Raw genomic sequence first — 23,481 nt, 5'->3', positions numbered from 1 at the left:
AATTTTTCAATATTCTACAAAATTTGATTTTTCATCTCAGTTGATGCATATTTTTAAACACATTTATCATGAAAAAATTAGTTTTAGGATTTATAGTTTTAGTCACCTTTTTTAGTGCTTGCTCAGCAGTTCAATCTGTTATACGTTCAACATTTCCCTATACAGCTAGCTTAATAATCCCGAAAACGGATAAAATTGATACGCTTTTGTCTGTTAGAAGTCAGGCGAGTACCTTAGACCAGATAATTACAGGTTATGGCTCAAATACTAAGGCCATTAAAGACGTACGTATAGCATCAGTGAAGATTGATGCAAATGCACCTTTGGGACAAAGTATAGGTATTTTTAAATCAATTAAAATTTATATCTCTCGTGGAGATAGCAGCAAGGAATTGTTAATTGCTTCAAGAAATGAGATTCCTTCTAATGTTGGGAACAGTATCATGCTCGACGCCGATAATACAGCATTAGTTGATGAATTTATAAAAGGTTCTACCGTACGTATCAGAATGGAGTATGTACTACGTAATTCAATTTCTTCTGAAATAAATTTGAAGGCTAGCTTAGCATTAAGTGTAGCTTCAAATAAGGTAAAATAAGGCATTATTCGCCAAATTTAATTTTTTGTGCTTTATCTTTACCCCGATGAATTTTATTCTCACTGTTACCGACTGGCTGAAGAGTCAAAGTCTGCTTGAGGTATCTGGCGTGATTTCAGGTATATTATGTGTTTACCTTGCCGCTAAAAATAATATTTGGAGCTGGCCCCTCGCTATAATTAGTGTCTTAATTTATACGCATATATTTTTTGAAGAAAAACTATATGCTGATGCAGGATTGCAAGTATATTTTTTGTTCACGAATATTTATGGCTGGTATTTCTGGGGCAAAAACTCACATACTCAAATCAAGACTCCAATTATTCAGGCCTCAAAAAAAATCATTATTTTATCAATTTTAAGCATCATTCTTTTCACATTTTTACTTGGTACTTTTCTTTTCAAAAGTACTGATGCCTCATTTCCATATATCGATAGCTTTTGTACTGCTTGTAGCCTTATCGCACAATTCTTCCTTGCCCGAAAAATTATTGAAAATTGGTTGATTTGGATTTTTGTAGATATCATTTATGTTGGGGTTTATTTAATGAAGGACCTACATTTAACCGCAGGAATGTATGCTTTATACATTTTTATCGCTGCAATGGGCTTTATTAATTGGAAAAAGGACTATAATCAATCCAAACTGTCGGATAATGCTCGGCCTTTATAAATATGAATAATAATATAGAATCGAGCTTAATTAAAATAGCGATTGTGGGACCTGAATCTACCGGAAAATCAACAATTTCGGAACAGCTGGCAAATCACTATCAAACCATTTGGGTGCCTGAATTTGCACGTAATTATTGTGCTAAATTAACCTCACCCTGTACCTGGAAAGATGAAATTAATATGTTTAGAGGTCAGCTTGAATTAGAAGCCGAACTCGCAGTAAAGGCCAATAACATCCTGATTTGTGATACAACCATCATCACAGTTAAAATTTGGAGCGATCATATTTTTGGAAGTTCGCCGCAGGAAGTACTCGATAAATTACCTCATCATCCCTACGATTTATATTTATTGATGGATATTGATCTTCCATGGGAGGAAGATCCTTTGCGGGATTTCCCTGATTTGCGCGAACATTTCTTAGGTGTTTGGCACTCTGAACTCAAATCTTTAAAGGCGAATTATAGGCTGATCTCAGGTTCTGATGAATTGAGATTGAATAACGCAATTCAATGTATTGATACATTTATGATGAATAAATAGTTTATTTATTGTTTTTACCATCAATTTCTTTTAACCTATTTTTACAAAAAATTAAATTATGGAATGGTTAGCAAACCCTGAAATCTGGATATCATTAATCACATTAACAGTTCTAGAAATCGTACTCGGAATAGATAATATCATATTTATTTCCATTATGGCATCAAAACTGCCAGCTAGCAAGCAGAAAAAAGCACGTCAGGTTGGTTTAGCATTAGCCATGATCACCAGAGTTCTATTGCTTTTGTCTTTATCATGGATTATGACATTAACTAGTCCCCTGTTTAATATGGCAGAATGGATTGATTCGACTGATAATGAATTACTTAAACAGTTTGCTGTTTCTGGTCGAGATTTAATTCTGATTATTGGAGGTTTATTTTTAATTTATAAAAGCACAAGCGAGATTCATGATAAACTAGAAGGTTCTGAACATCATTCTGATACAAAGGCAGTTGTGACTTTCTCTGGAGTGATTTTACAAATTTTAATTCTTGATATTGTATTTTCTCTCGACTCCGTAATTACGGCTGTAGGAATGGCGGATCATATTGAGGTGATGATTACTGCCGTAATTATAGCTGTAGTAGTAATGATGCTTTCCGCGGGTGCTATCAGTGAATTTGTTAATAAACATCCCACAGTGAAGATGTTGGCTTTATCCTTTCTCTTATTGATTGGAGTTTCACTTTTAGCGGAAGGTTTCGATCAGCATATTCCTAAAGGATACATCTATTTTGCAATGGCTTTCTCAGTTTTAGTAGAAATGCTAAATCTAAAAATGAACAAAGGCAAAAAGGCAGTTCAATTGCATAATGTACCTGAAGAAAAATAGATTCTAATCTACATCACGCGGCAGAGCAGACCCTTAAGATATTCTCCCTCAGGGAAGGATGACCTTACCGGATGGTCTGCCGCTTGTGAAAATTGCTGAATAAATTGCACTTCTTTTCCTGCATCTAAAGCTGCCCAAGCAATAATTTGTTTAAACATACTGATGTCAACCGCACCCGAACAGGAATAGGTGGCTAAGAGTCCCCCTTCATTTAATAATAACATCGCCATTCTATTCAAGTCTTTGTATGCCCTTGATGCTTTCGTTAAAGCCGATCTCGATGGCGCATATTTTGGTGGATCAAGAATAATGATATCAAATTTTTCATCCTCATCTCTAAATGTTCGCAACTGTTTATTTACATCAGATTGGATCAAACGGTGGGGGATGTCCGTAAATTTATTATTCTCAATATTTCTTTTTAAAGTTTCTAATGCCAAGGCTGAGCTATCTACACTAATCACTTCAGCAGCACCTTTTTTAAATGCATTCAGACTAAATCCGCCAGAATAAGAGAAACAATCCAATACTTTTTTGCCCTTGGAGTATTCTGCAACCCATTTTCTATTATCACGCTGATCACAATAAAATCCCGATTTTTGCCCCTCTGCAATATTTACTTGATAGGAAATCCCATTCTCCTTTACGGTCACAAATTGAGGTGGCTCTGCACCCAATAAAATACCCCCAGATGATGCTTCCATGCCCTCATGTGCACGTGCTGAGGCATCACTTCTATCAAATATCCCTTTAGGTTTCAATAATTGTTGCAACTCATCTAAAATGACTGCTTTTATACCTTCTATACCTGAAGTAAGAATCTGCACAGATAAAAAATCGGCATAACGATCAACAATTAATCCCGGAAGGAAATCTGCCTCACTAAAAATTAAACGATAGGTATTGGTGTCTTTTGTATTTAAATCTTCTCTATGTTTTACGGCAGTTCTAATCTTTTTTCTCCACCAATTTTCGTCTAGTGCTGTGTCTTCATTCCATTCTAGTAAGCGAACCGCCACTCTAGATTTATCATTAAAAAAGCCATAGGCAAGAAAAGCGTTATTACTGTCGTTGACCATCACAATATCCCCATTTTCAGGTTTTCCCTTTATTTGATCAATTGCGCCCGAAAACACCCAAGGGTGCATTTGTCTGACCGCTTTTTCTTTACCTTTTTTTAATTTTACTGAATGCATGGCGCAAATCTACAATTTATGTTCCAATGATGTTGTAAAACCATGTAGCTTGAATATATTTCACAATTCCTGCTAACTTTGTACATGGAAGAAATTACCTGGTCTGATTTTGAGAAAGTTGCGCTAAAAGTGGGTACCATTCTGGAAGTTCTTGATTTTCCGGAAGCTCGAAAACCTGCTTTTAAAGTTAAGGTAGATTTTGGAGAGTTTGGACAAAAATGGAGTAGCGCCCAAATAACCAAGCATTATTCAAAAGAAGAGTTGATTGGAAAGCAGATTATTGGGGTTATAAATTTTCCTAACAAACAGATTGCTAATTTTATCTCCGAATTTTTGGTAACAGGTTTTGCGGATCAACATGGCGATATTGTTTTAGCTGCTGTTGAACGTAAAGTTCCAAATGGTTCATCTTTACTCTAGTTTTATGAAATATATCAGTTTTACAGATGAACCTCTTATAAATCCCGATGATTTTTTCATGAAGGAGGCTCTCAAAGAAGCTCAAAAGGCTCTCGCTCTTGATGAAGTCCCAATTGGTGCAGTGATTGTTCATGGAGGAAGAATTATTGGTAGAGGACATAATTTAACTGAACAACTGACAGATGTAACGGCTCATGCAGAAATGCAAGCTTTTACAGCAGCAGCAAATTATACGGGAGGTAAATATTTGAAAGATTGTACACTTTACGTAACCATTGAGCCTTGTGTGATGTGCGCTGGGGCATCTTACTGGACCCAAATAAGTCGGATAGTGTATGGCGCCACTGATGCAAAAAGGGGTTATTCGCATATCTCTGAAAAGATTATGCATCCCAAAACAGAGGTGTTATTTGGTGTACGTGCCGAAGAGGCGGCAAATTTAATGAAAGATTTCTTTGCTTCGAAGCGCGATAAATCTTGACATCAAATTGAAAAATTTATAACATTTCAATCTTATATTTGTTAAAGAAAAAAGTATTAACCTTAAATATAAAATTATGGCTTTTGAACTACCCGCGTTAGCTTACGCAACTGATGCATTAGAACCGCATATTGATAAAATGACTATGGAAATTCACCATGGTAAACATCACCAAGCTTATGTAGATAATCTAAATAAGGCTCTTGCTGGTACAGAGGGCGAAAAAAAGAGCATTGAAGATATCATTAAAAATATTTCAAAATATCCAATGGCTGTTAGAAATAATGGTGGTGGTCATTTCAATCATACGCTTTATTGGTCTACCATGTCGCCAAATGGCGGTGGTGCTCCAAGTGGCGAATTAGCTAAGGCAATTGATGCGGCTTTCGGTTCTTTTGATGAATTTAAAAAGAAGTTTGCTGAAGCAGGTATGACTCGTTTCGGATCTGGATGGTCATGGCTTTCTGTAGCTGCTGATGGTAAATTACAAGTTAGCTCAACTCCGAATCAAGATAATCCATTGATGGATATCGCTGAAGTAAAAGGTACTCCAATCTTAGGAATGGACGTTTGGGAGCATGCTTACTACTTAAAATATCAAAATAAACGTGCTGATTATGTTGGTGCATTTATGAATGTAGTTAACTGGGATGCAGTTTCTAAGCTCTTCGCACAAGCAAAATAATTTTCTTTAAAACTTTATTGGAAAAGTGATGTATTATATAGTACATCACTTTTTTTATTTAACGTTATGAGAAAATTATCTTGGTTACTCGCATTTAGCACCATTAGTTTGCTATCCTCCTGTGAAATTATTGGAAGTATTTTCAAAGCAGGTGCCTATACCGGAATATTTATTGTTTTGGTGCTTATTGTCTTTGTTATTTGGCTTCTGTCAAAAATTATGCGCAAGAAATAAATCAGGAATAAATCTCTAAAACTTCCTTTTTATTTTTATTCCTCATACGTTTAGGTATTGCATCTAAAATTTCCTTTTCTAGTGCCATAATCAGCCTTCGTTTTAAGAAGTTTCGGTGGGTTACAATACTTATTTCTCGGGTAGGCTGTGGCGATTTAAAATAACGAATTCGATCGAGCTGCTTAACCGAAAAATCACTAACAGAAAGCTCAGGTAATAGGGTAATTCCTTTATTCATTTCTACCATTTTCTTGAGTGTTTCAACGCTATCAGTATTGTATTCAAAGGCCCGTACCTCAGTCGATTTCTTTCTATTACAGATATTTAAAATCTGGTTTCGCATACAATGACCCTCATTTAACAACCATAAATCATCCAAATTTATGTCGGATGCTTGTAGCGTTTTTTTGCTTGTTAGCGGACTCGATTTGGAAAGGTAGGCTACAAATGACTCATAAAATAATGGGCTCTCTTGCAGGCTTTTATCTTCCAATGGCGTAGAAAGAATACCGCAGTCTAATAAGCCGTTTTTTAGCTCACTTACAATCTGATCGGTCATGTATTCCCAAATAACTAGCTGCACATCTGGATATTTCTTCATGAATGCAGAAATTATTTGAGGCATTAAGTAGGGTGCCAGCGTAGGGATAATTCCTATTCTTAACTCTCCAGAAACTACGCTCTTTTGATTGTTAATTAACTCCTTAAGCTTATAACTCTCTTTTAAAATAATTCGTGCTTGCTCTATCACTTCAATGCCAATATCTGTAGGGGTAATGGGCTGCTTACTCCTGTCGAAAAGTTTAATTCCAAGCTCCTCCTCCAATTTTTGTACCTGCATACTCATGGTGGGCTGTGTTACAAAACACTTCTCTGCGGCAATGCCAAAACTACGGTAGGTATCAAGGGCAACAATGTATTCGAGCTGGACTAAAGTCATGATATAGATTTTAACTATGTAAATATAAATAATATTGATAATATCTATAATTAATGTTTTAAATAATGTAGATTGAATTTAGATGGTTTATTAAATAATTATTAATAGGTTTAAACATAAATAAATTTGAAATGAAAATGCTTTTCTCATCCCTTCAATTTAGGAAAATTTCGATTTTAATGTCATTGTTCTTCTTAACATGCACATTTTCTTTCGCCCAATCAATTGTTTCCATCTCCGAAAAAACCAAAAACATGAAGCCCTTTAGCGGCTTTCTAAATTATTATTGGGATGAAAGTACAGGTAAAGTTTGGTTACAAATTGATAAACTTGATCAGGAAATTTTATATCAAACTTCTCTTCCGGCAGGGTTGGGTTCAAATGATGTAGGCTTAGATCGTGGGGTAATGGGAACTACTTCAGTGGTTAAGTTTAACCGCGTAGGGAATAAAGTGCTTATGATTGAGCCCAATTATTCTTATCGCGCATTAAGTAGTGACCTAGCCGAAAAACGTGCCGTTGAACAATCTTTCGCTCAATCTACTCTTTGGGGTTTTGTTATTGCAGCTGAAGGCTCCGGCTCAGTGCTTGTTGATGCTACTGATTTTATAATTAGAGATGTGTTAAAAGTTTCAAACAAATTGAGAGCTTTGAAACAAGGTTCTTATAATTTGGATGCTAGTCGTTCGGCAATGTACCAGCCTCGGACTAAAAACTTTCCGCTTAATACAGAGTTTGAGGCCACACTTACTTTTTCCAATTCGGATGGCCAAACTGGTGGTTTCGTAAATTCTGTAACTCCTTCTTCTGAAGCAATTACTCTCAGAGTACACCATACTTTTGCTCAATTGCCCGATAATAATTTTCAAACTAGAACTTATGATGCCCGTTCTCCTTACATCACTAATTCTTATTTCGATTATAGCAGTCCCGTAAATGAGCCCATCCAAAAAAACATGATTCTTCGTCACCGTTTGGAGAAGAAAGACCCTAGCGCTGCAAAGAGTGAAGCTATCAAACCGATCATTTATTACCTTGATAATGGCACTCCTGAGCCGATAAGATCTGCTTTGATGGAGGGTGCTAGCTGGTGGAATCAAGCTTTTGAAGCGGCGGGTTTTATCAATGCTTTTCAAGTTAAGATCTTACCTGAAGATGCTGATCCCATGGATTTAAGATATAATATGATTCACTGGGTGCACCGTTCAACCCGCGGTTGGAGTTATGGCGCTGCAGTTGTTGATCCACGTACCGGCGAAATAATTAAGGGAAATGTTAGTCTCGGATCCTTGCGTGTGCGTCAGGATTATTTAATCGCTCAAGGTTTACTTGCTCCTTTTGAAAATGATGCCCTTCCCAAAGATGATAAAATGCTTAAAATGGCGCTCCAGCGACTAAAACAATTATCGGCTCATGAAATTGGCCATACCATTGGCTTAATGCATAATTATATTTCAAGTGCGCAAAATCGTGCGAGTGTGATGGATTATCCACCTCCAATGGTGACTTTAAATGGGAAGAATGAAATCGATTTATCGGATGCATACACCAACGAAATTGGAGATTGGGATAAAGTGAGTATTCAGTATGGCTATACACAATTCCCTGAAGGGACTGATGAAGAAAAGGCTTTAAATAAAATTCTTGTTGATGCGGCAAAATCAGGTTTAACTTTTATTTCTGATCGTGATGCTCGTGATCCAGCGGGACTTCACCCCACTGCCCATTTATGGGATAATGGCAATAATCCTGTAAAGGAATTGGAAAAAGTGATGAAGGTTCGCTCTGTTGCTCTATCTAATTTTGGACTAAATAGTATCCCTAAAGGCACGCCAATGGCCATGCTGGAGGATGTTTTGGTGCCCATTTACCTTTTCCATCGCTACCAAGTGGAAGCGGTTTCGAAAGTAATTGGTGGCATGAATTATTCTTATGCGGTTAAAGGCGATGGACAAATTACTACGCTAGCACTTTCAAAAAGCGAGCAGCTAGAGGCTTTAAAAGCTTTGACGGCTTGCATGGAACCTCAAGCTTTAGTCATCCCGGAAAGCATTGTAAAGCTAATTCCTCCACGCCCTGCCGGCTTTGACTATACCAGAGAGCTATTCAATCGTAGAACGGGATTGCTCTTTGATCCCTTAGCCGCCGCCGAAACTGCTGCTGATATGCCCCTATCTTTTATTTTTAATGCGAAGCGCTTAAATAGAATGGTTCAATTTCAAGTAGCTAATAATGGTTTGGGTATTGATGAAATGATTAATTATTTGATCGATAAAACTTGGAAAGCAAGCAGGTTAAAAGGTATGGAGGGACTAATTCAAAAGCAGAATGAGCAATTATTATTAACCTATCTATTGGCTGCTTCAGTCAATGAGGAGGCATCCTTCGCTACTAAAGCGCAAATCCTTCAAGTATTGGATGCTTTAAAAAGCTATGCATCAGAACAAATGAAGCTTACAATGGATGCAAACGAAAAGTCTTATTTCTTGCTTAGTCTTGATCGAATGAAAAATCCTGAAAAGGCAAAGCCTACGCTTCATCAAGTGGCGCCTCCAGGAGCTCCGATTGGTTGCATGATGGATGAAATTTAATTCTTGTAAATAGTTGTATTTGCTTAATATTTTCGATTTTTGTGGGATTGATTACCTGGATAAATGAGTACTGAGGAAACAACAAGAATTAATAAATATTTAAGTGAAATTGGCTTTTGCTCACGCCGGGCAGCCGATAAATTGATTCTTGAAAATCGCGTGACCATCAATGGTCTTGTGCCTGAAATGGGGACTAAAATCGTGGCAGGTGATGTTGTTAAAGTAGATGGAAGGCTAGTCTCGAAGCCAGAAGAAAAACCCGTATATATCGCTTTTAATAAGCCAATTGGGATTGTCTGTACCACAGATACCAAAGTTGAAAAAGACAATATTATTGATTATATTAAATATCCTAAGCGTATTTTCCCTATTGGGAGATTGGATAAACCGAGCGAGGGACTTATTTTATTAACCAGTGATGGTGATATTGTGAATAAGATTCTGCGTGCCCGAAATAATCACGAAAAGGAATATTTAGTTAGTGTTAACCGACCAATCACCAACGATTTTTTAAAGAAGATGAGGAGCGGGGTTCCTATTTTAGATACCATTACGCGTGAGTGCGAAGTAGAGCAAATTGATAAAAATAGGTTTCGGATTATCTTAACACAAGGACTCAATCGCCAGATTAGAAGGATGTGCGAATACCTTGATTATAAGGTAACTAAACTAAAAAGAGTAAGGATAATGAATATAAAATTAGATATCCCCATTGGGAAATGGAGATACCTAAGTGATAATGAAATGGATGAAATTAATCGTTTGATTTCGAGTTCCTCTAAAACTCACGTAGAGCCCGAGATTTAGATTATTTCATTTCTTTAAGGCGGTATTTTAAGGCCATATAAAGACTTAAAAACAAGCCCAATAAGAATACTCCACCCATATAGCCAAATACGGCAAATGCTTCTTTAGCCTCAGTACGACCCATTTCTGGACCGTAAATTGCGGCGAATAGCCATACAAAGGGGTATAAAAAGCCTCCGAAGGAAACTAAATAAGACGTAATATTCTTAATTTTTTCAGGTGCCGATAAAAAAGAAATAAATAAAAGTACGCCCATAATCATGGCACCAATTCCAGTAGCATGGAAGTGAAATCGCTGATAATAACGCCAATTTTTATCTGCCTCAGTTTTTAAAACAGCTTCTTTTTCAACTGGATCTTGAATCTGGTTTACTTTTTCGTTCTTTTTTAATCCCTCATTGATCTTATCCTTAAAATAATCTTCGTTTGCACCGAAAATAATGGAAATAAATACACCGCCAATGAGTGTTAAAATGGCAATTACATATGGAATTCTCTGTATCATGTTCTATTTTTTATATTCTAATTTAAGAATTGATTATTGTAATTTAATTTACAATTTGAAGCTTTATTTTTTCAATAAATTAGTGTTTTCATCAGGGAAAACAACGGTAGGCTTAAAGGTTTTAGCCTCTTCTGAATCCATTATGGCATAGGCAATGATAATGATCACATCACCACGCATTACTCTTCTTGCAGCCGCTCCATTTAAAACAATTTCTCCACTTCCTCGCTTACCAGGAATGGTATATGTTTCAAAGCGCTCGCCATTATTATTGTTTACAATTTGTACTTTTTCACCGTGAAGCAAATTTGCGGCATCCATTAAATCTTCATCTATGGTAATACTACCAATATAATTTAGATCTGCATCAGTTACCTTTACCCGGTGTATTTTTGATTTTAGTATATGAATTTGCATGGCGCAATTTAATCATTTGTATTGAATTGATAATATTTTATGATTTTCCTTGCTTTTTTGTCTTGTTTTTACAGTATGTACTTAAAAATGAAAAAACCCCGGAATTTTTTAAAAACCGAGGCTCATCTCGCGTGAACTATAAAAAATTATTTTTTCTTTGTAATTATTTCAATAACTCCCTTACCTTTTAAGTTTCCGTATTTTTTTTCTGCATTTTCTCCCTTAAGGACAGACACCGATTGAATATTAGAAGGATTCAAATTTTTGAAGGCACTACCATCTACTATCTTACCATCAATCATGTAAACCGCATCATTGATATCTTTATTTGACCCTGATAACTTAATTTCAGGCTTTTCTGCTTTATCTTCTGATTGTGACAGCTTTTCTCCCTTTAAATAGTTTGCTTTTTCCTCTAATTTTTCTATTTCAATAACATCACTTGGATTAATGATGTAGAGTTTTTTGCTTTCACTTTTATCGCTTGGATCCACCAGAAAGATTTTTTTATTCTCACCATTCTCCGATTTTGTAGTAATAATCATGATGTCATTATTTCTATCGTCTTCTGTTTTGAATGGTAAACCTTGTATTCCAAGGTCCTTTATCACTTTTTCCCTCGATTTTTTATCCTCTATTTCTAATCTATATCCCTTTACCACTACTTCTTTCAAGTCTTTAGCTTCTCTTTCCAGTGTAATTCCGTCTTTTCTAATTAATCTAATGCTCTCAATGTCCTCTGGTTTCAGGTCTGAAATAGTGGTCTTTCCATCGATAATTACAATTTTCTTTACTTCTTTTCCTTTATCAGCATTTACCTTCTCAAGAATTATTGCTTTTTTCTCTCCTGAAGCTTTTTCTTTAATGGTATCTGGCTGACTTTCTAATAATACTTTTTCAATCTTATTTTCAAGATTTTGAATTCTGTCTACTGCATTTACCTTAATAGAAAAAATGGTTAAGGCTAATAAGATTAATGGCAATGCCATTACTTTTCTTAAATAGGTGTATTGGGTTTTCTTTGTTTTCGTTAACATGGCTAATCTGCGTTTAATGGATGAATAATTAAATGGATGTATGGGGTTTAAAAAATGTGTCCCGTAATGTGTTTCTAATAATAATTTTGCAAATGCTTCGGTATTTTGGTTCCCAATCGCTTCCTCATCTGCAATAAACTCATGTATGGTTTCTAGTTCTTTTTGAATAATCCAATTAAAAGGATTAATCCAGAAAATTGAGCTTAATACTTGACAAAAGAGACGATCCCAGGAGTGTTTTTGCTTAATGTGGGTTAGCTCATGCTTGAATATTTTTTGACCTTTATCATCTTCTAAAGACATTGTTTTTTTCCAGAAAAGATTGTTTAGGAATGAAAATGGTGCATTATCTGCCTCTGTTTCAATAAAATCTATTCCGTCAAGATATCTAATCGGGGACTTTCTTTTGATGTTAAAAATCTTCCAAATGCTAATGAATAACATCGCAAGAAATATAAATGCAATGATTCCTGCACCTATTAATAATCCATCAATCCAAGCAAATTGCTGCTCAATGATTCGATTACTCGGTTCTGTAATTAACTGAATGAGTTCCAAATTTGTGCTTTCGGTTACCGGTCGTTCAAAGGTGAACCAGTGTAAGTCTAAAAAGGGTATCGTCAGACTTAAAATCAAGCTCCCCAATAGGTAAAAGCGGTTATAATAATGGAATTTATTATCGCTCAAGGCTAAGCGATAATAGGCGTATAAAATCGCTGTTATAACAGTCGATTTTAATACATAGATTAAAATTACTTCGCTACTCATTGCTTTTTGTTTTTTAGTTCCTTCAATAAGAGTTCTAAATCTTCTATCGACATTTGCTTTTTATCTACTAAAAAAGATACCACGTTGGAGTAGGATCCCTCAAAATAGCGTTCCGTTAAACCTTCGATACTCTGTTTTGAATAGGATGATTTAGACACTATTGGATAATACAAATTATTGCGATTGGGATTCTTAATCCCCACGAAACCCTTCTCTACCAAAATCTTAAGTAGCGTAGCTACCGTATTATTATGTGGCTTGGGTTCTTCAAGCAATTCCAGAATATCTTTTACATAGCCGCCCTCTTTTAGCGACCATAATACCTGCATGATTTGCTCTTCTGCTTGTGTGAGTTTTTTCATTTTAACTAAATTTATAGTCAATATTATGACTAATTTTTTAGTTAGACAAATTTTTTTGAAAATAATTTTATGATCGTATAGAAAAGCGGTTGAAGAATAGGAAGGATAGTGATTTTTACGCTACAATAATGAGGTTTTTTAATATAGCGCAAGACCCTCGCTTTATCAATTAACTCATTTGCCTGGTATACAATTGGATTTTTTCTTTAATAATTTATTCGCGCCCTTTTCCAAAGCCTAACAGCAAGCAAGAAGCCTTCTGATTGTTTTTTTCTTTAAAATCTTCCTCCAGTATTCTTGGTGACGATTTACCTTCCCGGTTGAGAATTAGAAAAAAACTTAGATCAGAATACCGCAATTGAACATCAATTACGCTTATCCCAATCCTGATTTACAAAATTATATTTCTATTGATTTCATTACTAGCAGATTCATTAATCTGCTGAACCAGCTTATAAAACTCAGGTATTATTTTTAAAATCAAAAAATTGACTCCAGAAAATATCTGAATAATTATAAGCTGGTCTGTTAACCTTCCTTATATCGAAACAGGTTAAATGGTATTCTTATTTAAGCATTTTGTGCCTAAAAAAATATTGCAGATGTTTAGTTCATAAAACTTCCATCACCTCTTCTAATCAGAGGTCTGTTATTATTTCCTACGGCGCCAGTCCATTTTTGTAAATTCATGCTCAAGTTTAGCATAACATAACGGCTGTTAGGGTTGGTTAAAGTCTCTGTAAATCCTAAATCATTTTGTGTTCTGTTGATAAAATTGTTTTGGTTCAACAAATCATAGGCTCTTAACTGCAAAGAACCTTTATTTTTAAACACGCGCACTTGCAGCATAGTGTTAATAATAAAAGGATTGTTCGTTACATTGTTGCTAATACCACTCACATAATTTTTGCTTATTGCATAACCAAATTGGTATTTCTTGGCAAAATAAATATTCCCATCTACACTCAGTGCCCAGATTTTTTGGACAATATCCCTAGAACGAGCTAAAGAAAAATCTATCTTATTATAATCATATGAAACGAATGGATTTATATCAAACCAAGGCTTAGGATTCATTCGCGGACCAAAACTCTGCTTAAAACCCCAAGTTTTTGAGCTGTTGATTTGGTTATTACTCATAGAAGCACGGTTTGAGTTGATGATATTCCCAAAAAACCTAAGGTTATACCTTCTATCGCTTAACTGCTTAGAAATAGAATAGTCGCCAATAGTGCTGTTATTTCCTTGTAAGTTTACAAATCGTGTTTCATTTTTAAATATACCAAAAGCTGCAGGATCTCTAATCTCAACAACATTATTGACTACCTGGTCTTCTGTAAACGAGGAGTTTAGTCTTAATTCATAGTTAATTCTTGAATTAGCAATGTAATTGCTATACTGAGCATTTACACTGTGTGCAAATGCAGCTTTCAAATCTGGATTACCCACAATGGCATTTTGTGGATTTGAAACGTCTTTTACAGGTTGAATTTGGTTAAACAAGGGCTCAATAGCTCTGCCACTATAGTTTAATGAAACTCTGTGCGTACTCGAAAGTCTTAATTGAACACGAGCAATGGGTATAATTCTAAAATTTTGTCTATCAATCCGAGACGCAACACTAGTACTGCTTCCTACTAAAGAAGTATTAATACTGGTTACACCTAAAGAGAAATTAAACAGACTGCTATTATTACCATATTTGTAATTAATAGAGTTTCGGTATTGAGTGAAGGAGTAGTTAAACACATTGCTGAAAGTATCCAAGAGGGATAAATTTCCATTAGCCTCAATATCACTGGTTAGGCGACTATTATTATAGTCTCTATTTTCTAAATTCGTATTAAATTCTAATCGAGATAATTTCCCCAAAGGTTCTGTGTAGGTTAAACTACCACGGGTACTGTTTTGAAGGTTGTTTACATCAATTAGGCGATTAAGAATAGAATCGCCTAAGAACAATTGATTAACATCTCTGTAATTGAAAAGATTTAATTGTTCATCCGCATTGTTATTTTGCTGCTGCCTAATGGTAGCTTCAGCAGAGAAAGTCCTTGAAGGAGTTTTAAAAATATGTTGGTAAGCAATTGTTCCGCCAATGTTTGGACGAGTACTGCTATTGTTATTATTATTAATTTGATCCTGATTGATCAAGCCTTTTTGAAAGTTTGTAGACCTGTTAAAACTTGTTGAATTGACAAAATTCAGGTTAGGAGAAAACTGAATATAATTGGCACTATCAATGGCATATTCTATTTCAAAACCAATGGTATGTGTTTTATTATTGGATTCAATATTAGCATCTCGGTTAGAATCAGTTGACCCCAAAGTACTTATTGCTTGAGATCTGCTAATGGTTTGAGTAGTATTATCGGTGTAACTAAAATTATAATTAGCTAAAAAATCTATCTTTTTACCAAATTTATCTCGGTATGTAAATGCTGGTGAGGTTCTTAAGTTGTTACCTCCTGTTGCACTTCCACCACCGCCACCAAGGCCTACACCACTTCTTCCACCCTGGTTAGATGCTCCACCCAATCGGCCAATACTGGCATTTTGACCTGCAATTCCGTTTGGAGTTTTGAGTAAAGTTGTATTGACTGTAATGGTTTGATTCTTATTAATACGTGTTAAGTTGGCACTACCTTCATATTGATCGAGGGTTCCAAGACCTGCATTCAACCTTGCCATATTACCAACAGATTTATCTTGCCTAGTAGTGATATTCAACACCTTGGTTGGATCACCATCCTTAACCCCAGTTCTGGCAGCAGTATTTCCATAATCATCCACCATCTGAACTTTATCTACAATTTCTGCAGGTAAATTCTGAACTGCTGTTGCTACATCGCCACCATAAATATCTTTACCATTTAATCGTGCTCTTGCCACAGATGTTCCATTTACAGTCACCGAACCGTCATTACCCACTTGAACACCTTCCATTTTTTGCAATAACTCATCAACAGTAGCCCCTTTTCTTACCACATAATCACTTGCTCGGTACTCTACCGTATCCGTTTTATATACAATCGATGGCGTACCATCAACAATAACTTCACTTAATACTTTCTCATCATTTTTTAAGATGATAGGGTCTAAAGTAATTCGGGCGGTAGCATCATTGTATTTACCAGAAATAACCTTGCTAACATGGCCCAAAGAGGTCACCTGAACTTTGAAAACCCAGGATTTGACATTTTTAAAAATAAAAATCCCATCCTCGTTGGTTGATGTTTTAAGTGTGTCGGCAGTAGAAGTCAAAGTTACGGTTGCACCAATAACGGTTTGATCTAGCGAATCTTTAACCACACCCGATACTTGTCTCAGCGGAATAGGTTGGGACGATGTTGCTGGAGGTCTTGGTGTAGATTGCGCAAAAAGCTGAGCAATTGTAAGGCTAAAAATCAATGTTAAAAGAGCAATTTTAGCGTATTTTTTGCGCAACAGATACGCCGATCTAGTTATTAAATTCATAATTTTTGATAGGAAATTCTAGTTTTCTTTAGTTAAAATATATTTACCCCAAAAATCTGTCGGAGTGATTAAATCTTGGAAGTTAAAACCTCCCATTCCGCCTCCCATTCCGCCGCCACCACCTGCGACTTCAACTCGTACCATTGGAGCTCCTTCACCACCACCACCACCGGGTCTGCCTCCGCCGGAAAAACCGCCAAAATTGATTTGCAATCCATTAAGCTTAATGTTGTAGGAGAACTCTTTAGGATTATCAGCCGACATTTCTAATAATTCCAGCGGAATGGAAAGTTCATACATAAAAACGCTTTCATCACTAATAGAAGCAAGTGTTTTAATACTGTATTCATTATAAATAGAAATTAAGCTGTCAGGAATATCCTTAAAGCCAAAAACTTTAATTTCCTTGGCGCTCGCTAATTGTGTTCTGGCTGTGGCTCTTTGTAATGAGTCTCTTTGTGCCGGACTCATATCTTGAAAGCGGCCAAAACCACCAGCACCACCCGGCATTCCTCTAACTACTGTAGTAGCACTACTTCCAGCTGATGAACTCGATATTGTAACAGGACGATTTGCTCCACCACCAGGGCCGCGTTGCCTGTTTATAACCGGATAAATAACTTTGAAGCTTTCCTTATCACTTTTTTTACCTGATGGATTGACCGTTAAGGTAATGCCACCCAACATAATCTTATTATTATTGGTTAAATCTTTCGATTGAATCGCTAAGTATAAGTTTTTCGCATCGTTAGCAAGGGTATATGTCAGGTTTGTACTTTTATTCGTTGCTTTAAATTTGTTTTCCCACTCATTATGCTTTCCATCAACTTTCACACCAGATGCCCAAACGCTAACGTCTTGTACATCACTTAATTTTTGAGCTTGTGATACAGTTAATGATGTTGCAATTAAACAAAAAGTGTTTAAGGCGATTTTCGCAAATTTTAAAATGTTGGCTCTCATTTTATTCGATTTTAATAGTGTATATTTTTTTGACTTTATAAAAATTCAGTTCAAATACTTCTGATACATACAAAACAATAACAGATCATTTATTAGTCTGAAAAATTTTTGATAAAAGGTTTATAGTTTTGGAATAATTCTAGTACACTGGTTATTTAGACAAACTTAACTATAAATGGTTTAAAGATTAGTTAATTTTATTTAAATTCAGTAAATACTTTATGACAATAAGCTTTTGCTATGGGCTTATCTATTTTAAACAGACAGATAAGCTTAGATTTTTTCCTTATTTAACCGCCCTCTTCCAGCGACCATAATACCTACATGATTTCCTCTTCTGTTTGTTTATGTTTTTTCATTCTAACTAAATTATTAGTCAATATTATGACTAATTTTTTAGTTAGACAAATTTTTATGAAAATATTTTTTAATCAAATAGAAAAATGGATTGTTTTAAAACAGAAAATGCACCCAGGAGGTGCATTTTAATGATTTTATTCTAGAATTAAATCTTAATTAACTTTACTATAAATAATATTAAGCTTCATTTTATAGCTCACACCAGGTTTACCGCTGCCAATAACAGCGCTGGTGGCTGTTGCTCCAGAAGGTAGCGGACCACTTTGGCGGTTGTAATTGATTGCCACTGGCGCAATATAAGTGTCATATTGCTTTGTTCTACCTCTAAGCATATCTTGAATATAGGTAGTAATTACAAATTTATAGCGTTTGTTACTACTATCGTAAAATCCACCAAAATCAAGGTCAGTTAATGAAAAAGCAGGGTTAGTCGCGAAGTCTTGCACCAATTGCCTTTGTTTGGCAATATCCGTTTGATACAACAATAATCTTTGCGCTGGTTTAATTTGATCTGTACCGCCAACAACAGTAACAACTAATTCAGCTTTATTGATAGTTATATTTCCCAAATTTTTCAGCTTGTCTAAATGAGGAAAGTTTAGTTTAGTACGTAATCCCGCCAATCCTTGAACAAAGGTATTATCAAATTTAGTATTCGGATTATTCAATTGTGTTTGGATAGCAGTACCAGTGTAGTCATGCTTAAAATTTGCAACTACAGGTGATAAATTATTCTTAATCGGGAACTTTTGAAGAGTAGTATCTGTTGCAGTACCATTTTGGCTTTTATAATAAACCTCTAGCCTGCTTGAGTCTGTTAGATTAAAAAATGCTATACCACCTTTACCAGTAGTTTGGGAATTAGTTACTGAAAGATAAAGTCCCTTTAATGCTTTATTTAATTCAACATTACTTGATAGGGTAGTTGTGTTTGCTATTAATAAATTATTACTAATGAAGTTTTTATCTAGTTGAATTCGAAGATGAGGCGCCTTTGATCTTTGAACATCTGGTTTACCCTTTACTAATTCATTTACTTTAACACTATCCTTCAAATTAAAATTTGAGAATTTACTTCCAAGAACTTGGCTATTACTTCCAATCGATTTAGTATTATAATGAATAGTTGATTCATTTAGTGCATTAGCTAATTGACGTACTTCAATTTGAAATTTAGAAGTACTATCACCATGGAATTCTCTACCATAAAATAAAACCAATACGGCTGAATCTAATACTGGGCTAGTCCCGAAACTAAGTCCCGGAGGATCAAGCGTTAACGACATTCCAATACTAGCAGAAGTTTTACCCATTATCGGATCATTTAAGTATCCTAAAGGATATTGTTCCAATGAATTAGTAATGATTGAATCTTCAACTACTGTGCTTGCATTAATTGTTATGGTGTCTATTAAACTTCCCTTGATTTCTGTTGCTGAATCAACGTCGAGTCCGATAGACTCCGTTTCCTGACAACTACTTAAAATAAAAAGACTTATCAACAACGTTAATAAGTCTAATTTGAATAATTTCATCTGTATTAATTTTTTAAAAAGCCTATTGACTCTATTTTGCTATTGCCTTTTTTGCTATTTAAAATAGATAGCCGAACCTTAATTATTAATCAACTAAGGAAATAAGTTCTTCGCTTACTATTTCTTCGTAAAGGTTGTAATAATTTTCGTAATCTGAAGTAGAATTGAACTGTAAAGTCGGTTTATTGCCTTTTTTAACAAACTTTAACACTTCTTCATTAATATTTTCGCTGGCGTATACCACAGCATCTGAATACGAAATAGCACCCAAATTAAGAGCTGTATTAGTTGCTTTTGAGTAAACTTCGGTATGCTCTGCTGTCATTCCGCTCATGATTGCTTTTTTTGCAAAGTCGGCATGCAATGAATCCTGGAAATGATCGTCGTAAACAGAATAAACCACCTTTGAATTTTTAAAAGTTGGATCGTCTTTATAAATAGTTTTTAGGTAAGCAGGAACTAATGAGCTCATCCATCCATGGCAATGAACTATTTCCGGCGACCAGCCTAATTTTTTAACAGTTTCAAGAGCTCCTTTACAGAAGAAAATGGTACGTTCGTCATTATCTTCATAGAATTTGTTACTGTTGTCTGCAAATACATGCTTTCTTTGGAAATATTCCTCATTGTCGAGGAAATAAACTTGCATACGTGCAGAAGGGATTGAAGCAACCTTGATTATCAGAGGATTATCATTATCATTGATAATAATGTTCATACCCGATAAACGAATAACTTCATGAAGTCTGTTACGACGTTCATTGATATTTCCAAAGCGAGGCATTAAAATGCGGATTTCGAATCCTTTGTCCTGCATAGCTTGTGGAAGCTGACGGGTAATCTCAGAAATTTTGGTTAATTCTAGGAAAGGCGACATCTCATGCGTAATAAAAAGAATCTTGGTTTTTGCCATCTCCGATTTGGTTAATTAGGTGTTATGAAAAATTTTAGAATAGCAAAGATAAGCATTATCTTATGAATTATCAATGAATTACGCAAATCCTTTTGGTTCTCTTTAAGTAATTAACCATTTTTGAGGGCAATTAAATTAAATATATTTTGAAAATTTTTAACCGCAAGCAGGCCCTTCACACTTATTTGGATGAATTGAGATCTCAAGGTAAAACTATTGGTTTTGTGCCAACCATGGGTGCATTGCATGCCGGACATCTATCTTTGATTGAACAAGCTCAACAAAAAGCTGATATCATTGTTTGCAGTATTTTTGTGAACCCTACCCAGTTTAATGATAAGAAGGATCTAGAAAATTATCCACGCCCAGTTGAAGATGATATCAAGAAACTGGAAAGTATTAAATGCGATCTACTTTTTATTCCTGAAGTAGAGGAAATGTATAATAGCTCCGATAAATGGTCGATGGAACTCGATAATTTGGATAATATTCTAGAAGGAAAAATCAGACCTGGTCATTATCAGGGGGTTACGCAAATAGTTAAAAAGTTATTTGATATCATAAAGCCAGATTTTGCCTTCTTCGGACAAAAAGATTATCAGCAGTTCATGGTTATTTCTTACATGGTTAAAAAACTACGGATAAAAGTAATACTGGTGCTTTGTCCAATTGTTAGAGAAAAAGATGGTTTGGCAATGAGCTCTAGAAATATTTATCTATCTCCCCAAGACCGCCAAAACTCATTGGCTTTATTTCATGCCTTATCCAAATTCAGAGATTTATATAAAAGCAAAAGCATCAGTCAGCTAAAAACTGAAATAACTTCATTTTTAAAATCTGCACCAGGAATTGAAATGGAGTATTTTGAAATTTTTAATGCTAAATCATTTGAATCTGCTACATCTAAGCGTCCTGGTAGTATAATTGCTCTTGTAGCTGCTAAAGTGGGCTCTATTCGTATTATTGATAATATGATTATTGAGAAATAAGGGAATATTGATATAATTAATAGTCCATAAAGCTTAATTTTGTTTTATATCTTATACTGAAAAGATCAATAATGACTAAACTAGAAATAATTAAAGGGAAAATCTTTCAAGCCAACGAACTTAGCGCAAATCTTAATATTTGGAGGCTCCTAGAAAAGAAAATTGTCTTTACAAATGGTTGTTTTGATTTATTGCATCTAGGGCATATCGACTACCTTTCGAAAGCGGCAGATATGGCTGATAAATTAATCATCGGACTTAATTCAGATGCGTCAACATCTGCATTAAAAGGCCCTTCTCGACCAATCATTGATCAGTATTCTCGCTCCATCATGCTTGCTTCCCTTTCTTTTGTGGATGCAGTTATTATTTTTGATGAGCCAACACCCATCCAATTAATTGAATGGATTAAACCTGATGTTTTAGTGAAGGGTGCAGATTATACCATTGATCAGATTGTTGGATCAGATCTTGTTTTACAATATGGCGGCGATGTTAAAACAATCGAATATCTGACGGGTTATTCAACCTCAGCCATCGAAAAAAAGATTAAATCTACACCCTAAAATGTAGCTCAACTAATTAATTTTTAGAATTGAACAATCTTATTGTCATAATTAAGCATTAATTGTAGCACAGAAATATTTTTTGAGTCCAAAATGCTATTTTTGATCAACTAACTAATTTTATCCTATTTATGTATTTTGAACTGTCCGAAGAGCACCTGATGATACAACAGGCTGCTAGAGATTTTGCTAATAGTGAGTTAAAAGCTGGCGTGATTGAGAGAGATGAACATCAAATATTTCCTCATGAACAGATTAAAAAACTAGGAGAGTTGGGCTTTCTTGGTATGATGGTTGACCCTAAATATAATGGCGCCGGAATGGATACCATTTCTTATGTGTTAGCGATGGAGGAACTTTCTAAGATAGATGCATCTGCATCGGTTGTTGTTTCAGTAAATAATTCCTTAGTTTGTTTCGGTCTGGAAAAGTATGGTAATGAACAACAAAAAGAAAAATATTTAAAGCCACTTGCTGCCGGTGAAAAAATCGGAGCATTTTGTCTTTCTGAACCCGAAGCAGGCTCTGATGCTACCTCACAGCATACAACTGCTGTTGACATGGGCGATCATTACCTATTAAATGGTACTAAAAATTGGATCACAAATGGTGGTAATGCTTCCACCTATCTTGTAATTGCTCAAACAAATTCTGCTTTGAGGCATAAGGGTATCAATGCTCTAATTGTAGAGAAGGGCATGGAAGGCTTTACCATCGGCCCGAAAGAAAATAAACTTGGTATTCGTGGCTCTGATACACATTCACTAATGTTTACCGATGTAAAAATCCCGAAAGAAAATAGAATTGGTGAAGAAGGTTTTGGCTTCACTTTTGCTATGAAAACTCTTGATGGCGGTCGCATTGGTATTGCTGCTCAAGCGCTTGGTATCGCTTCAGGTGCTTATGAACTGGCATTGGCTTATTCAAAAGAACGTAAAGCCTTTGGTAAACCAATTTCTGATCATCAAGCTACTCAATTTAAGCTTGCTGATATGGCTACAGAAATTGAAGCGGCTCGAATGCTGTGTTTAAAGGCTGCTTGGCTAAAAGATCAAGGTCTTCCCTATGCTCAGGCAAGCTCAATGGCTAAGCTTTTTGCTTCTGAAGTGGCCATGAAAACTACGGTAGAAGCCGTTCAAATTCATGGAGGTTATGGCTTTGTTAAAGAATTTCATGTGGAGCGCCTGATGCGTGATGCTAAAATCACTCAAATTTATGAGGGGACTTCCGAAATTCAACGAATCGTAATTGCACGTGAGATCTTGAAATAATATCTTAAATTTAACTATGAAATATGTTTTAAATATCACCCTCTTCGTCGCTCTATTGAGCTTGTTCTCCTCTTGTTCCAACACTCCAGATAATGGATTTGATGAAGGGATTTGGCGCGCAACGCTCAAGACTAGCTCTGGCGCTGAAATCCCCTTTAATTTTGAGGTAATCGACTCAGCAGATCAAAAATTTCTTGATATTATCAATGGAAAGGAGCGCTTTAGAGTTAATCAGATTTCGGCAATGGCCGATTCTCTCATTATCCAAATGCCTTTATTTGATTCAGAAATAAGAGCAGTTCTCAAAAATAA

The 23,481-nt window shown here is 35.4% G+C and carries 23 protein-coding genes and 1 pseudogene; 14 read left to right on the top strand and 10 right to left on the bottom strand.

The genetic code is table 11. The annotated features are described in order from the left end of the window. The first annotated feature begins 68 nt into the window (after positions 1 to 68). Genes ACIQ0D_RS04050 through ACIQ0D_RS04035 form a run of 4 tightly spaced genes read left to right on the top strand, consistent with a single transcriptional unit; the run spans position 69 to position 2,652 of the window. A complete protein-coding gene (locus ACIQ0D_RS04050; protein ID WP_395803282.1) occupies positions 69 to 599 on the top strand; it encodes a hypothetical protein in 531 nt (176 codons plus the stop codon). A gap of 46 nt (positions 600 to 645) precedes the next feature. Further along, positions 646 to 1,272 carry a nicotinamide riboside transporter PnuC gene (gene pnuC / locus ACIQ0D_RS04045; RefSeq protein WP_395803281.1) on the top strand — a complete coding sequence of 209 codons (627 nt, stop codon included), beginning with the start codon at positions 646 to 648 and terminating at the stop codon, positions 1,270 to 1,272. A gap of 2 nt (positions 1,273 to 1,274) precedes the next feature. Beyond that, the gene (locus ACIQ0D_RS04040; RefSeq protein ID WP_395803280.1) at positions 1,275 to 1,817 is read left to right on the top strand and encodes an AAA family ATPase; all 543 of its coding nucleotides are present in this window, start codon (positions 1,275 to 1,277) and stop codon (positions 1,815 to 1,817) included. A gap of 58 nt (positions 1,818 to 1,875) precedes the next feature. Beyond that, positions 1,876 to 2,652: a TerC family protein gene (locus ACIQ0D_RS04035; protein WP_395803279.1), complete on the top strand. Its 777-nt coding sequence runs from the start codon at positions 1,876 to 1,878 to the stop codon at positions 2,650 to 2,652. A gap of 8 nt (positions 2,653 to 2,660) precedes the next feature. Here ACIQ0D_RS04035 and ACIQ0D_RS04030 read toward each other — a convergent pair whose 3' ends face one another. Continuing rightward, a complete protein-coding gene (locus tag ACIQ0D_RS04030; RefSeq protein ID WP_395803278.1) occupies positions 2,661 to 3,848 on the bottom strand; it encodes a class I SAM-dependent rRNA methyltransferase in 1,188 nt (395 codons plus the stop codon). Positions 3,849 to 3,932: 84 nt separating this feature from the next. Here ACIQ0D_RS04030 and ACIQ0D_RS04025 point away from each other — a divergent pair, with 84 nt between their 5' ends. From ACIQ0D_RS04025 to ACIQ0D_RS04010, 4 genes are all read left to right on the top strand, one after another. Further along, positions 3,933 to 4,268, top strand: coding sequence for a tRNA-binding protein (locus tag ACIQ0D_RS04025; protein ID WP_395803277.1), 336 nt, complete (start codon positions 3,933 to 3,935; stop codon positions 4,266 to 4,268). A 4-nt stretch (positions 4,269 to 4,272) separates the two neighbouring features. Then, positions 4,273 to 4,749, top strand: coding sequence for a nucleoside deaminase (locus tag ACIQ0D_RS04020; protein WP_395803276.1), 477 nt, complete (start codon positions 4,273 to 4,275; stop codon positions 4,747 to 4,749). 76 nt (positions 4,750 to 4,825) lie between these two features. Further along, positions 4,826 to 5,434, top strand: coding sequence for a superoxide dismutase (locus tag ACIQ0D_RS04015; protein WP_395803275.1), 609 nt, complete (start codon positions 4,826 to 4,828; stop codon positions 5,432 to 5,434). Positions 5,435 to 5,500: 66 nt separating this feature from the next. Then, positions 5,501 to 5,668 carry a hypothetical protein gene (locus tag ACIQ0D_RS04010; RefSeq protein ID WP_395803274.1) on the top strand — a complete coding sequence of 56 codons (168 nt, stop codon included), beginning with the start codon at positions 5,501 to 5,503 and terminating at the stop codon, positions 5,666 to 5,668. 1 nt (position 5,669) lies between these two features. Here the strand turns inward: ACIQ0D_RS04010 and ACIQ0D_RS04005 are convergent, their stop codons facing one another. Next, the gene (locus tag ACIQ0D_RS04005) at positions 5,670 to 6,608 is read right to left on the bottom strand and encodes a LysR substrate-binding domain-containing protein (RefSeq protein ID WP_395803273.1); all 939 of its coding nucleotides are present in this window, start codon (positions 6,606 to 6,608) and stop codon (positions 5,670 to 5,672) included. Positions 6,609 to 6,862: 254 nt separating this feature from the next. Here ACIQ0D_RS04005 and ACIQ0D_RS04000 point away from each other — a divergent pair, with 254 nt between their 5' ends. Both ACIQ0D_RS04000 and rluF read left to right on the top strand, forming a co-directional pair. Beyond that, complete coding sequence (locus ACIQ0D_RS04000; RefSeq protein ID WP_395803272.1) at positions 6,863 to 9,199, top strand: zinc-dependent metalloprotease; 2,337 nt, start codon at positions 6,863 to 6,865, stop codon at positions 9,197 to 9,199. A gap of 63 nt (positions 9,200 to 9,262) precedes the next feature. Beyond that, the gene (gene rluF, locus ACIQ0D_RS03995) at positions 9,263 to 10,006 is read left to right on the top strand and encodes a 23S rRNA pseudouridine(2604) synthase RluF (RefSeq protein WP_395803271.1); all 744 of its coding nucleotides are present in this window, start codon (positions 9,263 to 9,265) and stop codon (positions 10,004 to 10,006) included. A 1-nt stretch (position 10,007) separates the two neighbouring features. On the opposite strand, the gene ACIQ0D_RS03990 is transcribed toward rluF, so the two are convergent. The 8 genes from ACIQ0D_RS03990 to ACIQ0D_RS03955 form a co-directional block, all read right to left on the bottom strand. Further along, the gene (locus tag ACIQ0D_RS03990; RefSeq protein ID WP_395803270.1) at positions 10,008 to 10,511 is read right to left on the bottom strand and encodes a hypothetical protein; all 504 of its coding nucleotides are present in this window, start codon (positions 10,509 to 10,511) and stop codon (positions 10,008 to 10,010) included. A gap of 63 nt (positions 10,512 to 10,574) precedes the next feature. Beyond that, positions 10,575 to 10,928: an aspartate 1-decarboxylase gene (gene panD / locus ACIQ0D_RS03985; protein ID WP_395803269.1), complete on the bottom strand. Its 354-nt coding sequence runs from the start codon at positions 10,926 to 10,928 to the stop codon at positions 10,575 to 10,577. Between the two features lie 146 nt (positions 10,929 to 11,074). Continuing rightward, complete coding sequence (locus ACIQ0D_RS03980; protein ID WP_395803268.1) at positions 11,075 to 12,733, bottom strand: M56 family metallopeptidase; 1,659 nt, start codon at positions 12,731 to 12,733, stop codon at positions 11,075 to 11,077. Further along, positions 12,730 to 13,095 (bottom strand): BlaI/MecI/CopY family transcriptional regulator, encoded by a 366-nt coding sequence (locus ACIQ0D_RS03975; protein ID WP_395803267.1) that lies wholly within the window; start codon positions 13,093 to 13,095, stop codon positions 12,730 to 12,732. Before ACIQ0D_RS03975 ends, ACIQ0D_RS03980 begins: the two co-directional genes overlap by 4 nt. A 606-nt stretch (positions 13,096 to 13,701) precedes the next feature. Beyond that, positions 13,702 to 16,572 (bottom strand): outer membrane beta-barrel protein, encoded by a 2,871-nt coding sequence (locus ACIQ0D_RS03970; RefSeq protein WP_395803266.1) that lies wholly within the window; start codon positions 16,570 to 16,572, stop codon positions 13,702 to 13,704. A gap of 18 nt (positions 16,573 to 16,590) precedes the next feature. Beyond that, entirely contained in the window at positions 16,591 to 17,535 is a 945-nt protein-coding gene (locus ACIQ0D_RS03965; RefSeq protein ID WP_395803265.1) for a hypothetical protein, read from the bottom strand. A 512-nt stretch (positions 17,536 to 18,047) separates the two neighbouring features. Then, the gene (locus tag ACIQ0D_RS03960) at positions 18,048 to 19,430 is read right to left on the bottom strand and encodes a DUF4270 domain-containing protein (protein ID WP_395803264.1); all 1,383 of its coding nucleotides are present in this window, start codon (positions 19,428 to 19,430) and stop codon (positions 18,048 to 18,050) included. A gap of 85 nt (positions 19,431 to 19,515) precedes the next feature. After that, positions 19,516 to 20,343 carry a glycogen/starch synthase gene (locus ACIQ0D_RS03955; RefSeq protein WP_395803263.1) on the bottom strand — a complete coding sequence of 276 codons (828 nt, stop codon included), beginning with the start codon at positions 20,341 to 20,343 and terminating at the stop codon, positions 19,516 to 19,518. Between the two features lie 146 nt (positions 20,344 to 20,489). On the opposite strand from ACIQ0D_RS03955, the gene panC reads away from it, so the two are divergent. The 4 genes and pseudogenes from panC to ACIQ0D_RS03935 all read left to right on the top strand — a co-directional run. Further along, the gene (gene panC / locus ACIQ0D_RS03950) at positions 20,490 to 21,332 is read left to right on the top strand and encodes a pantoate--beta-alanine ligase (protein WP_395803262.1); all 843 of its coding nucleotides are present in this window, start codon (positions 20,490 to 20,492) and stop codon (positions 21,330 to 21,332) included. Between the two features lie 71 nt (positions 21,333 to 21,403). Continuing rightward, positions 21,404 to 21,898 carry a D-glycero-beta-D-manno-heptose 1-phosphate adenylyltransferase gene (gene rfaE2, locus ACIQ0D_RS03945; protein ID WP_395803261.1) on the top strand — a complete coding sequence of 165 codons (495 nt, stop codon included), beginning with the start codon at positions 21,404 to 21,406 and terminating at the stop codon, positions 21,896 to 21,898. Between the two features lie 131 nt (positions 21,899 to 22,029). After that, entirely contained in the window at positions 22,030 to 23,169 is a 1,140-nt protein-coding gene (locus ACIQ0D_RS03940) for an acyl-CoA dehydrogenase (RefSeq protein ID WP_395803260.1), read from the top strand. Between the two features lie 16 nt (positions 23,170 to 23,185). Beyond that, positions 23,186 to 23,481: pseudogene (locus ACIQ0D_RS03935) on the top strand (TlpA family protein disulfide reductase); the annotation flags it as partial.

The sequence above is a fragment of the Daejeonella sp. genome (assembly GCF_044342615.1).
Taxonomy (GTDB): Bacteria; Bacteroidota; Bacteroidia; order Sphingobacteriales; family Sphingobacteriaceae; genus Daejeonella.
The sequence above is the reverse complement of the archived record's forward strand: the minus strand, read 5'-3'. Positions and strand labels throughout refer to the sequence as shown.

Bases quoted from the DNA above. Each gene is read 5' to 3' on its own strand.
- ACIQ0D_RS04030 (WP_395803278.1), bottom strand. From the start codon at position 3,848: ATGCATTCAGTAAAATTAAAAAAAGGTAAAGAAAAAGCGGTCAGACAA.
- ACIQ0D_RS03975 (WP_395803267.1), bottom strand. From the start codon at position 13,095: ATGAAAAAACTCACACAAGCAGAAGAGCAAATCATGCAGGTATTATGG.
- panD (WP_395803269.1), bottom strand. From the start codon at position 10,928: ATGCAAATTCATATACTAAAATCAAAAATACACCGGGTAAAGGTAACT.
- rfaE2 (WP_395803261.1), top strand. From the start codon at position 21,404: ATGACTAAACTAGAAATAATTAAAGGGAAAATCTTTCAAGCCAACGAA.
- ACIQ0D_RS04005 (WP_395803273.1), bottom strand. From the start codon at position 6,608: ATGACTTTAGTCCAGCTCGAATACATTGTTGCCCTTGATACCTACCGT.
- pnuC (WP_395803281.1), top strand. From the start codon at position 646: ATGAATTTTATTCTCACTGTTACCGACTGGCTGAAGAGTCAAAGTCTG.
- ACIQ0D_RS03970 (WP_395803266.1), bottom strand. From the start codon at position 16,572: ATGAATTTAATAACTAGATCGGCGTATCTGTTGCGCAAAAAATACGCT.
- ACIQ0D_RS03960 (WP_395803264.1), bottom strand. From the start codon at position 19,430: ATGAAATTATTCAAATTAGACTTATTAACGTTGTTGATAAGTCTTTTT.
- ACIQ0D_RS03990 (WP_395803270.1), bottom strand. From the start codon at position 10,511: ATGATACAGAGAATTCCATATGTAATTGCCATTTTAACACTCATTGGC.
- ACIQ0D_RS04010 (WP_395803274.1), top strand. From the start codon at position 5,501: ATGAGAAAATTATCTTGGTTACTCGCATTTAGCACCATTAGTTTGCTA.
- rluF (WP_395803271.1), top strand. From the start codon at position 9,263: ATGAGTACTGAGGAAACAACAAGAATTAATAAATATTTAAGTGAAATT.
- ACIQ0D_RS03955 (WP_395803263.1), bottom strand. From the start codon at position 20,343: ATGGCAAAAACCAAGATTCTTTTTATTACGCATGAGATGTCGCCTTTC.
- ACIQ0D_RS03940 (WP_395803260.1), top strand. From the start codon at position 22,030: ATGTATTTTGAACTGTCCGAAGAGCACCTGATGATACAACAGGCTGCT.
- ACIQ0D_RS04000 (WP_395803272.1), top strand. From the start codon at position 6,863: ATGAAGCCCTTTAGCGGCTTTCTAAATTATTATTGGGATGAAAGTACA.
- ACIQ0D_RS04035 (WP_395803279.1), top strand. From the start codon at position 1,876: ATGGAATGGTTAGCAAACCCTGAAATCTGGATATCATTAATCACATTA.
- ACIQ0D_RS04020 (WP_395803276.1), top strand. From the start codon at position 4,273: ATGAAATATATCAGTTTTACAGATGAACCTCTTATAAATCCCGATGAT.
- ACIQ0D_RS04040 (WP_395803280.1), top strand. From the start codon at position 1,275: ATGAATAATAATATAGAATCGAGCTTAATTAAAATAGCGATTGTGGGA.
- ACIQ0D_RS04050 (WP_395803282.1), top strand. From the start codon at position 69: ATGAAAAAATTAGTTTTAGGATTTATAGTTTTAGTCACCTTTTTTAGT.
- ACIQ0D_RS03980 (WP_395803268.1), bottom strand. From the start codon at position 12,733: ATGAGTAGCGAAGTAATTTTAATCTATGTATTAAAATCGACTGTTATA.
- ACIQ0D_RS03965 (WP_395803265.1), bottom strand. From the start codon at position 17,535: ATGAGAGCCAACATTTTAAAATTTGCGAAAATCGCCTTAAACACTTTT.
- ACIQ0D_RS04015 (WP_395803275.1), top strand. From the start codon at position 4,826: ATGGCTTTTGAACTACCCGCGTTAGCTTACGCAACTGATGCATTAGAA.
- ACIQ0D_RS04025 (WP_395803277.1), top strand. From the start codon at position 3,933: ATGGAAGAAATTACCTGGTCTGATTTTGAGAAAGTTGCGCTAAAAGTG.